The following is a 10,375-nucleotide window of genomic DNA, read 5'->3' on the forward strand; positions in this document are numbered from 1 at the left end:
ATTGACGTTCCAGGAAATGATCCTCATTTTGTTTAAGTTAATTCAATGATTGAATTTAAGCACTTACTTACTAAGTACATCCTTATACTGATCCCTAAGCACCTTCTTATCTATCTTACCAGTACTCGTTAATGGCAGTTCCTTCACGAATATTACCTTGTCTGGTATCCACCACTTCGGTATCTCACCCCTTTCAACGAACTGCATCAGATAACTCTTTATCTCGTCCTCCGTCAACCTACCCTCATAGCCAGGCTTGGGCACTATAATGGCTACGGGTCTCTCACCCCACTTCTCATGGGGTACGCCGACAACGGCTACTAAATTAACGCCAGGGTGCGTGCTTATTAAGTCCTCAAGCCTGAGACTCGGTATCCACTCACCACCGCTTTTGATTACGTCCTTAAGCCTATCAGCGATCTTAACGTAATTGTCAGGGAACCAGACAGCGGCGTCTCCCGTGTGGAACCAGCCGTTGCGCCAAGCATTCCTCGTCTTCTCAGGATCACCAATGTACTCCCTGAAGAGCCATGGGGCCCTAACCGCGATCTCGCCAATGGTCTTACCATCCCTTGGAACATCCCTATCCTGCTCATCAACAACGCGCAACTGAACAAGGGGTATCACAATCCCAGTCCTTAGGTAAATCTCGTTCTTCCTCTCAGGCGGTAAATCCCTATGATCAGCCTTAGGTAGGCTATGGTAAGCACTGGCGCGGTCTCCGTCAAGCCATAGCCGCTTATTACAGTCATACCCCTGGCCTGGGCGGCCTTTAACAAGCCTCAGGTAATGCCGCACCGCCGACTATAAACTTCAACTTGCTAAGATCATACTTAGGCGAGTCCGGGTGGTTAAGTATGTTGTATAGTATCGTTGGTACACCCGCTGAGAATGTCACGCCTTCCTCATGAATTAGCCTTAGTATATGACCCCAATCAAAGCGGCCTGGATATACAATCTTCCTATGACCACTAAGCATTGTCGACCATGGAAAGCCCCAAGCATGAACATGGTACATGGGTACTAGAAACATCGTGACATCATCCTGCGAGGCGTTTATGGGTGGATTCCTCACGGCGAGCGCCGTGGATAACGTATGCAACACTAACCCCCTATGGGTGTGATAGCCTCCCTTGGGCAATCCCGTTGTTCCAGATGTGAACATTAGTGTGGCTGGTGTTCTTTCGTCGATTTCCGGAAACTCCTTAATTGGGTCATGCTTGAGTAATTCGTCGTACGGTATCATCTTAATGCCGTAGTCCTGACTAGGCTGCTTATTCTTATCACTCATATAAATAACGGCCTTTATACTCTTGACATTATCAAGAATTGGCTTCAGCAGTGGCTCGAAATAATCAATGTTCACGACAAATACCTCGGGCTTAGCAACACCCATTGTGTATATGATCTCCTTAGGGGCGAGCATTGCATTGACTGTGAATAGAGCAGCGCCAATGCTTGGGACTGCGTAGTACAGGTCTAGGTACCTAAGAGTATTCCACTCAAGCACCGCAACCTTACTACCTAACTCCCAGGCCTTGCCAGGCTTTAGGTCCAGGTCCATTAAGGCGGCTGCGATCCTTCGGACCCTATCGGCAAATTGCGCGAAGGTTACGGATGTCCTGGAACCGCCAGGGGGCCAATAAACAACCTCATTATTAGGAAAGGCAGTAACTGCATAGTCAAGTATCTTGTCTATTGTCAATTGATAGTCATAGAAAAAGGACTTAATCTCCTCAGGTGGCATGTCAGTGATTCTCGTTCATAATTTATAAGACTTCTGGATATAATTCATATATAGAAATATATACATTAAAACTTAAAATTTAAGTAATCTAATGCAAAATTATGAAAATAACAATATTAGTGGATAACTACGCGACGCAACTATCCTCATTAAGCAGGCGTTTGCTGAGTGAGTGGGGATTCGCAGCCTACGTGCATGATTATAAGATACTATATGACACGGGGCTTACGGGGACCGCCCTTCTAAATAACATGAGGGCACTGGGCATAGATCCCAATGAACCTGATTACTTGGTGATCAGTCATAGGCACATTGATCACACAGGCGGTGTGAGGAAGTTCTTAGAGAATCGAACCAGGCCCATAACAATGATAGCGCATACTAATCTATTTACAAAGGCGTACGCTAAGGATGAGAAGGGAAACCTTGAGGATATAAGTGTGGATTTCACGGAGAATGACCTTAAGAATAGAGGTGTCAATCTAGTCCTAATTAAGGAACCGTATAAGCTATTTAATGACGTTATTATTTCAGGACAAATACCAAGAACGTGGGGGCCCAGTCACCTAGGCGCGGTTACTGACGACATACCTGACGATATGGCCTATACATAAAGCATCCGAAGGGTTTAATCGCAATCACAGGCTGTGGGCACTCAGGTGTTGAGAATATCGTGGAGTATGGATTCCAGGTAACCGGGTTGAGTAAGCTATACGCGATTATCGGTGGGCTTCACTTCATGGGATTGAGCGAGGACAGAATTAGACAGGTAATTAGTTACTTAGCCAATAAATCACCTAGTGTTGTCGTGGGTACGCACTGCACAGGTGTCCTAGGCATTGCAGCATTGTACAATGCCTTGCCAGGCGCATTTAGACTTGGTGGTGTCGGCTCGGTTATTGAGCTTTAATAATGTTTTAAATTAGCCTTTGATTAAAATTACCTAGGAATGTCAATTGATCTTCTGGAGCGTGGGATTACGTATATTCGCTGGTCATTACTCATAATATCTGCCGATGCCGTTATTCTGACATTACTATTACTTTTATCACTATTAATCACGCCTATGGCTGCGTACATATTCACGGTCGTGGTCTCCTACTTCCTCTTGATATCCACGGTAATACCATACGTACTCGTGGTGCTATTTTGGTTGCTTGGCTTTAGGGACCTGTCCCATTACAGTAGGAAGTATTTCATGGGTTTTATTGGTTCTGCGGTGACCACAATTTCATACTTCATTAACATAGCCTACATGGGTTATCTCACGGCTAATGAACTCGCGGGAAATGTCCTAGTCCCCAAGCCAATAATGCTTGAACCTCTCATCCTAATGTATAATAGGTATTTCATAGTGTTTTCACTTTACCTACCACTACCGCTCTTCATATCATTAATCCTAGGGATCCTCGGGTCTATCCTAAGTATGGTAACGCTATATAGGTTGGGCAGTGACTTTAATATAACGAGAATTAAGGTTGGTGCCCTTATTACAATAATCGGTGTTTTAAGCATAGAGGCGCCATTAATTGGTGGAATACTCATTGATGTTGGCACCGCACTGCTTACATTTGACCTGGGCAGGGTACTTGATGCGTTAGGTAAGTAAAAACGAGGTCACTAAGAATTTTAAATTCGGGTTTGTGAATGATTATGTGAATAAATCCGCAATTTTAATACTGATTATTGGATTAGTAATAACGTGGTTATTGACATCCTCGATAGGCATATTAATAAAACTGAATGAAGCAAGGGGACCTCAGGGAAGCAGTCCATTAAATATCCACGTTAATCTACCGCAACCAGTTATCACATTACCGCCAATAAACATAACAATACCACGGCATGTTAATGAAACAGTCGGCGCTGAATTATACGTACCACTCATACCACTACCAATAATAATGCCCAACATACCAATAAACATCACAGAATACCTAGCAATAAGTACGCCGAAACCCCCGCAGATATTGGGCGGCGGATCTTTAGGTGCTTCAGGCTCGCAGGAGGGTTTGGGGAGTAGTCAACAGCCCGTGGGTAATGCGGTTGCCCCGTTGAGGATACCGCCATTATTAATCATCATTATTATAATCGTTGTTACTATAATCATTGGCGTTAGTTCATTGACAATAGTAAGGAGGGCGGTACACGGAGGTGGTCAATCAAGTGGTGCTGTGGGTGTTAACGTGAGGATAAGCCTAGGACCACTGTTGAATCGAGGAGCAGTAATGGTGTGTTTATTAGGTCGTCAAAGGAAATTGAATTACTACCGGGGGAGGTCGTGAAGAACATTAGTGGTTGGGGTGGTAATGACCTAATTGATTTGGGAATACCTAGGGATTTGCCATTAATCTGGAGACCCAATGAGCCATTACCCGTGGTCATTAGGAAAGGTGCCCAGGTCACGGTGACGAAGCCGGGCATCCTTAGGGAGGGCTCATTGATAATGCCTTCAAGGGGTTGTTATAGCATCAGCGCTAGGCTTGGTGATAGGGAGGAGCGCCTATTTATTAGGGCCAGTGATTATAGGAGCGATGTTATTAATTTCGTTAGGTTAAATATAGGCGACTTCGTAGTTAAGGACTCGGCAACCATCAGGGAGGTAATGAGGCAATTGGTTAATGATGGCGCTATTAATGATGATCGGGACTCAATTAATATAATTATTAGGTTGTTTGAGAGAGTCAGGTATGGGCTTAGGGATGTTGATAGGGGTGATTATGAGGAATTCCTCAGGGCCTTGGGAATGGTCTTTAGGAATGCCAGGGTGATCGTTTGTGAGGGCGCGTCATAGTTCAATTATTAAGTACGTAATTGCATACGTAATAATTGCATCGCTCACATTACTACTGCTTCTAATGAGGCCCACTGGCACTTACTTAGTTACCACGTTAATAATGCCAACAACAGCCCTGGTAACAACGACCCTAATAAGTGACTTCATTAAGTACCGTAGCAATACCGCTGCTGATGTGCTTAGGAGGTTAGTGGCACCTTCATTATTCGCATATCTATTGATTGGAGGATTAACCTCCATACTCATTAATAATTATAGGGGGTACTCACTCATTGTTAATTACCTAATGAACTTCCTGGCCCTGGTCATAATTGGTGCAATAATCAATAGGTATTTAACGAGACAGACAACCTGGACGGGCTCCATTGAATTGTTGTTTAAGTACTTATCGTATTTCTTCATATTCCTTGGACTTGCCTACCTATTTGGCGCTGTTTACTTACCGCTGTTTTACCCATTTGCTGCGGTGTCCATCATTTACTTAATACTTGCCCCAGTGACGGTGCTTGAGAATCGTGGTATTAACGTTAAGGGGATTGTTGGGAATTCACGCCCATTAGCCCTTGCGGCATTTGGCATTGGTTTGATGTATTCGTTATTTTCAATTCCAAAACCATCGTCATGGAACCTATACATATTGATTACATTCATAATAATTGCCTCAATATCCATAATATACGCAGGCTATAGACTATACCTCAGTGGATTAGGTATCGTGGAGAGCATCGAGGAGGAGTTATATGAAAGGCATAAGCGTGAGATTGAGGTTGTCCCATCACACGAGTACTCACTCTTTGAGGATGCGGTTAAGGAATTCATAACTAATGGTAAGAAGGATAAATTAATTGCGTACCTGGTCCATGAATTAACAAACGACGGCTTAGACTACGAAACAATCATTAATAGGCTTGATAAATTAATAAATTACTCAAGCGTAACAACCTGCAGGAGGGTTAGTAGGAGAGTCCTTGAAATGGAGGTTAAGGAAAGGATAGATCTCGTTAATGAACTGCTCAATGAGCTATTAAGCACCAAAAATACTAAATTTAACTCCCCTTAACACTCAATCTAGGCCTAATAATGAGTAAGGTTGGCATTGATTACGTAACGGAGAGGGTCAGGGCTGTAATTAATGAAATAACTAGGTACTTTGTTGGTGATGAGGAGGTCCTCATGAAAATACTGGCTTCAATAATTGTTGGCGGTCACGTACTCATCGAGGATGTACCAGGAACCGGAAAGACAATCCTGTCAAAGATGCTCGCCAAAGTTCTCGGACTCAGGTTCAGTAGGATCCAATTCACCCCAGACCTACTACCTAGCGACATTATCGGCACTAAGGTCTGGAGACCTGACAAGGACAGCTTCGAGCTAGTACTTGGTCCAATATTCGCAAATTTCGTTCTTGCTGATGAGGTTAATAGGGCTCCTCCTAAGGTTCAGTCTGCCTTGCTTGAGGCTATGCAGGAGGGTCAAGTAACAATTGAGGGCGAAACCATCAAGCTTCCACAACCATTCATTGTAATCGCCACTCAGAACCCCATCGAACTCGAAGGAACATACCCACTACCAGAGGCACAACTAGACAGATTCATGATAAGAATAAGACTAGGATACCCGAAGGATGAGGTTGAGCTATTAAGGCGTAGGATTTCATGGCGTAGTAACGACCCAACACCCCGGGTGAGGACTGTGCTAAATGGCGATGAATTATTAATGATCAGGGATTTCGTGGAGAGCAACGTCAAGATTAGCGATGATGTCATGAAATACATAGTGAGCTTTAACGTTATTAGGAAGGACCTAGAGTACTCGCTGGGCCAAGTCCCAGGGGATTGATAGCGTTGATGAGTATGGGTAGGGCCATGGCTATCATTGATGGTAGGGATTACGTAATACCAGATGATATAAAGAGTGTTATTGTTGAAACTCTCGGTCATAGGATAGTGCTTAAGCCTGAGGTCGCCCTGGAGGGAGTAAGTGGTGAGGATATTGTTAGGGAGTATGTTGAGAAGATACCGATACCCAGGTAGTGATTATTAATGAGAGAAATCTCGAAAACACTCCTACTTTTAATACTGCTTCCAATGGTTATGGCCGTGATTACCGTATTGACAACATCTAAACTTACATCCTCTCTATACTCTTTCCCCTAATTACGCTAGTGATAGCCCTGAGCCTAAGCGATAAGCCCACAATATCGATAACCCTTGGTACCGATAAGAGCGTTTTGTACGTTGATGAGGAATTGAATATAGAATTAAACGTTGATGTTCACGGAGGCTTCGGCCTATTAATAATCAGGGCACCACCAATCCCCAGTACCTCCATGGCCGAGGGCTTCGAACTGATTAAGGCAATAACGTCCATGTAATCTTTAAGGGGTTTGGCGATGTGAATAGGAGGATTACGTACGTATTAAGGGCCGTTAAAAGAGGCAATTATTCGCTAGGTGGAATTGACTACGTATATTACAATATCCTGGGGATCCACGAACCAATTAAGGGCTTCATCAAACTTGAAGGGTATGTTCAGGTAATACCGAGGATTAGGATTGTTAGGAGGGTTCTCGGCATAGTTAAGCCAAGGCAGGGACTACCCAGGTACTCACCGTCTAGGCTTGGGCCTTATTCCACGGAGTTCCGGTCTGTGAGGAATTACGTACCTGGCGACCCCTATAAATTCATTAATTGGAAGGCAACCGCCAGGGATCCTAACCGTAGGATCATGGTTAATGAATATGAGAGGGAGGGGCTTAGGACAACGATAATACTGCTAGACCTTGGTTGGTGGATGAGGCACGGGACCGTCGAGGACAACCCCCTTGAGTACGGGGTATCCCTAACGCTATCCCTAAGTAGGGTTTTGCTTAGGTATGGCTATAATGTTGGTCTTTGGACAATACCAATGGGCCCAAGGGTCATTCCAAGCTCGGGAACTGCGCAGTACTATAAGTTATTGAGGGAGTTAATGGTCGTGAAGGCACTACCCATTAAGGGCTATACCATGGACCCAGCCCTGTATAGGCTGATTCAGGAGACTAACCCGGCATTAATTATTGTAACAAATGTGAATAGGGAGAGTATTGAGAGTATCATTGGCATAATTAATAGATTACCAACAAGGGCCTTAATAATTGATATTGTGCCCGACACAATACTAATGAGGAATTTAATAAAGGGATTACCCTGCAATCAATGGGTTATTAGGGATAGGGTGAGACTGTATAGGGTGTTGCCGAGGAATGCCAAGGTGATTACCTGGGACCCTGCTTGTGAGGGTGTTGGCTCATTAATTGCCAGGATATCGACATACCTAGGCAGGTGGTTATAGAATGAGACAGGTCCTAGCAGTATTATCATTGATACTCCCCATAACACCCTTCATAATACTAATGCTTAGCAATCCATTAGTTAGCTTGGTCCTCATTGCCGTAATCATCTCAATAGGCTCATTGGGCTTTTAATGAATAATATATCAGCCGAGCCCTGGGCCGCGTTGGTAACGGCGTTAATAATATCCATAACATCGCAGGGTTATATACCGTACATACTCCATGTAGTGCTCATCCCACTCAGAAGCCCGGCCCTATTTGACGGGTCAATAATCATAATTGAATACTCATTAATAACATCTCAATTGTACGGTAATTACGTGAGGTACATGAGGGAATTCAGCAGTAGGGGTTATGATGAGGATGAGGTCAAATACGCATTAAATAAGTTGGTCAGGTGGGTGCTCATATTCCTAACAATATCCTTATCGGCATCACTAATTATTTACTACGCAATAGTGGCAACGACGGTACCGCTCATAGACCCGTTCACGGCCCTCGTGATCTTCGCCGTGACTTACATAGTTATATCCAGGTACCTACTAACCAGAATTAGGGGCTCGTCATAAAATATCAAAGAACGTGCTGGAGCACTCGAGGGTATTACCATTAATTATAGGCCGCCAAACAACCCTATACCTACCCCTACCGACAGGCTTACCATCATTATCAACCTGAAACCAAACAACAACGAAGGAGGAATTTGGGCTGATGACAATCTGAGGAGCTCAATTGAATAAATGACCCTACCACTTAAATCAACAACCTGCCAGGAACCAATACGTAGAGGAGCATTACCTAAATTAACGAGAGTAATATAGATTGGTTCACCACTCGAAAAGGAACTCCTATCCAGGTAAACACTACAAGACACAAATACCCAACAAACTACCCGTATAAAAATCAATCATTAATGAAGCTAATCGTTACATATAAGTTAAGAAATCCGAAGAATTAAGTCATAAAGAGTGAGGATAACAGGCGTGTTAGAAAACGTTGCGCTCAATGTACCAATTAAGAACCACTATTAAGGTAACGAAAATACTACACAAACCCATACTCATTAAGCCTAAACCTTGCTGCCGACTTTTTACTTAGAGCATTCTTAAAAGGTTATTCGAGTGAGCCGCGTCTCAACACAATACCCTTAATTAATAATCAGGGCATAAAATAACCACAAATACTGTGAGGCACGGCTACAGAATACCGAATCCATGAACTAAAGGACACGTAAAATCATGGATTACGCAATGTTAAAATGAACCTTCAGATCATCAACGTCGCAGGAAATACCATAGTCAAGCAATGTAAGACTCAACCATTCAATTACCCACCCAAAAGCCCACTAGCCGAATAACAAAACCAGACAAGAACGTGGTGCCGGGGCCGGGATTTGAACCCGGGCCCCCTTGCGGGGACGGGATGCCTTGGCCTTGCTCTCGAGTCCCGCGCCTTAACCGTGCTCGGCCACCCCGGCGGTTGTTTTACTGCGTTTTTCGATTTAAAGCTTTTCTTCATGGGTTACGGCTTCAGCTCAAGCACGTTCACCAACTAAGAAGAGTTCTTAAGCCCATGGAAGGTAGCAATCAAGTGTTGATTACGTAGTAACCCCTCAACAGCTTGACTACGTACTTCATTGTTTTAATTAGAGTCGTCTCTTGTTCACTGACTTCCTTCACGATGATTGGATTGCATTGACGTCATTGACGTAGGCCTACTCATCCTCCCTTTCAACCACATGCCTAGACCAGTTTAGTACTGGCTCGGCAGTGGCTTATTAATCTCGTTGGGAATCAATCAATGGATGTCTCCATGGTTCTTGAGGTAGTTAAGCCAAGAATATGCTGGGGAGTCAAGGCTAGTGGCTCGGCGAGGCTAAGGTGTGGTGAGGAGGTCAACGACCCAAGAATCACTGAGGAAGTAATGAAGCTAATTAACGAGTTCCTTAGCCGAGTCGAGAAGCACAGGAGCGTGCTGTTGAGCGATTTAGCAACACCATTCGACAACGCAATCAACGCCTTGAATGATTGGTTGAGCAGAATCGCCGTGGACGACGGCGATAAGAACATCACCAGGCTAAGGAAGGCAATGCTTGATGTCGGCAAGAGGATGCTCAAATTGGCTGAAAGAGCACGCGAGAAGTGGCTCGAGGTCTACAGGCAGGAGCTCGAGGAGTTAATCAGCAAACTAGGGAGTGGTGGGGCGAGGGTAATAATTACGGGAGAACCGCTCAATAAGGATAAGTCCTTCATGGCGCACCTATACACGGATGGCTTGGCGATTGAGATAGCAAGGGTTGCCAAGTCAGGGAGCATAACGGTAGACATATCGCTCACTGGTCTCAAGGGTGTTGATACCGTCGTGCCTAGGCTCTTCAGCGGCAATAAGCTGAGGGCTATGCAATGTGGGCTTTTGCTAACCGATGGCGCAATTGATGAGGAGGGCTACCCGATGATGGGCACTAGCCAGCTTTGGCAGGTCTTTGCCTGGCTGCTGG

General features: G+C 44.5%; 13 protein-coding genes, 1 tRNA gene and 2 pseudogenes. 12 read left to right on the plus strand and 4 right to left on the minus strand.

The genetic code is table 11. The features are described 5' to 3' along the window. Positions 1–63: 63 nt before the first annotated feature. Positions 64–420 (minus strand): hypothetical protein, encoded by a 357-nt coding sequence (locus tag JCM16161_RS15045; RefSeq protein ID WP_243669175.1) that lies wholly within the window; start codon positions 418–420, stop codon positions 64–66. Between the two features lie 27 nt (positions 421–447). After that, a pseudogene (locus tag JCM16161_RS03890) lies at positions 448–1,747 on the minus strand (AMP-binding protein); the annotation flags it as partial. A 101-nt stretch (positions 1,748–1,848) separates the two neighbouring features. Here JCM16161_RS03890 and JCM16161_RS15050 point away from each other — a divergent pair. From JCM16161_RS15050 to JCM16161_RS03930, 11 genes are all read left to right on the plus strand, one after another. Beyond that, on the plus strand, positions 1,849–2,361 hold the full coding sequence (locus tag JCM16161_RS15050) for an MBL fold metallo-hydrolase (RefSeq protein ID WP_243669118.1): 513 nt from the start codon (positions 1,849–1,851) through the stop codon (positions 2,359–2,361). Positions 2,362–2,420: 59 nt separating this feature from the next. Next, on the plus strand, positions 2,421–2,657 hold the full coding sequence (locus JCM16161_RS15055; RefSeq protein ID WP_243669120.1) for a hypothetical protein: 237 nt from the start codon (positions 2,421–2,423) through the stop codon (positions 2,655–2,657). Between the two features lie 39 nt (positions 2,658–2,696). Next, positions 2,697–3,356, plus strand: coding sequence for a hypothetical protein (locus JCM16161_RS03900; protein WP_054855045.1), 660 nt, complete (start codon positions 2,697–2,699; stop codon positions 3,354–3,356). A 46-nt stretch (positions 3,357–3,402) separates the two neighbouring features. Further along, positions 3,403–4,032, plus strand: a complete 630-nt coding sequence (locus JCM16161_RS03905; RefSeq protein ID WP_243669123.1) for a hypothetical protein — start codon at positions 3,403–3,405, stop codon at positions 4,030–4,032. Next, on the plus strand, positions 3,981–4,541 hold the full coding sequence (locus JCM16161_RS03910) for a DUF4129 domain-containing protein (protein ID WP_243669125.1): 561 nt from the start codon (positions 3,981–3,983) through the stop codon (positions 4,539–4,541). The genes JCM16161_RS03905 and JCM16161_RS03910 overlap by 52 nt, the downstream gene beginning before the upstream one ends. Further along, entirely contained in the window at positions 4,525–5,604 is a 1,080-nt protein-coding gene (locus JCM16161_RS03915) for a hypothetical protein (protein ID WP_054855048.1), read from the plus strand. The genes JCM16161_RS03910 and JCM16161_RS03915 overlap by 17 nt, the downstream gene beginning before the upstream one ends. 20 nt (positions 5,605–5,624) lie before the next feature. After that, entirely contained in the window at positions 5,625–6,383 is a 759-nt protein-coding gene (locus JCM16161_RS03920; protein ID WP_243669127.1) for an AAA family ATPase, read from the plus strand. An 8-nt stretch (positions 6,384–6,391) separates the two neighbouring features. Next, positions 6,392–6,577 (plus strand): hypothetical protein, encoded by a 186-nt coding sequence (locus JCM16161_RS15060; protein WP_243669129.1) that lies wholly within the window; start codon positions 6,392–6,394, stop codon positions 6,575–6,577. 131 nt (positions 6,578–6,708) lie between these two features. Next, complete coding sequence (locus JCM16161_RS15065; RefSeq protein WP_243669132.1) at positions 6,709–6,918, plus strand: hypothetical protein; 210 nt, start codon at positions 6,709–6,711, stop codon at positions 6,916–6,918. A 20-nt stretch (positions 6,919–6,938) separates the two neighbouring features. Then, positions 6,939–7,877 (plus strand): DUF58 domain-containing protein, encoded by a 939-nt coding sequence (locus tag JCM16161_RS03925; protein WP_243669134.1) that lies wholly within the window; start codon positions 6,939–6,941, stop codon positions 7,875–7,877. Positions 7,878–8,009: 132 nt separating this feature from the next. After that, the gene (locus JCM16161_RS03930) at positions 8,010–8,447 is read left to right on the plus strand and encodes a hypothetical protein (protein WP_243669136.1); all 438 of its coding nucleotides are present in this window, start codon (positions 8,010–8,012) and stop codon (positions 8,445–8,447) included. 44 nt (positions 8,448–8,491) lie between these two features. Here JCM16161_RS03930 and JCM16161_RS03935 read toward each other — a convergent pair whose 3' ends face one another. Further along, positions 8,492–8,752: a hypothetical protein gene (locus JCM16161_RS03935; protein ID WP_243669139.1), complete on the minus strand. Its 261-nt coding sequence runs from the start codon at positions 8,750–8,752 to the stop codon at positions 8,492–8,494. Positions 8,753–9,253: 501 nt separating this feature from the next. Continuing rightward, positions 9,254–9,355, minus strand: a tRNA-Ser gene (locus JCM16161_RS03940). A gap of 323 nt (positions 9,356–9,678) precedes the next feature. On the opposite strand from JCM16161_RS03940, the pseudogene JCM16161_RS03945 reads away from it, so the two are divergent. Next, positions 9,679–10,375, plus strand: a pseudogene (locus JCM16161_RS03945) (hypothetical protein); the annotation flags it as partial.

Source organism: Vulcanisaeta sp. JCM 16161, assembly GCF_001316285.1.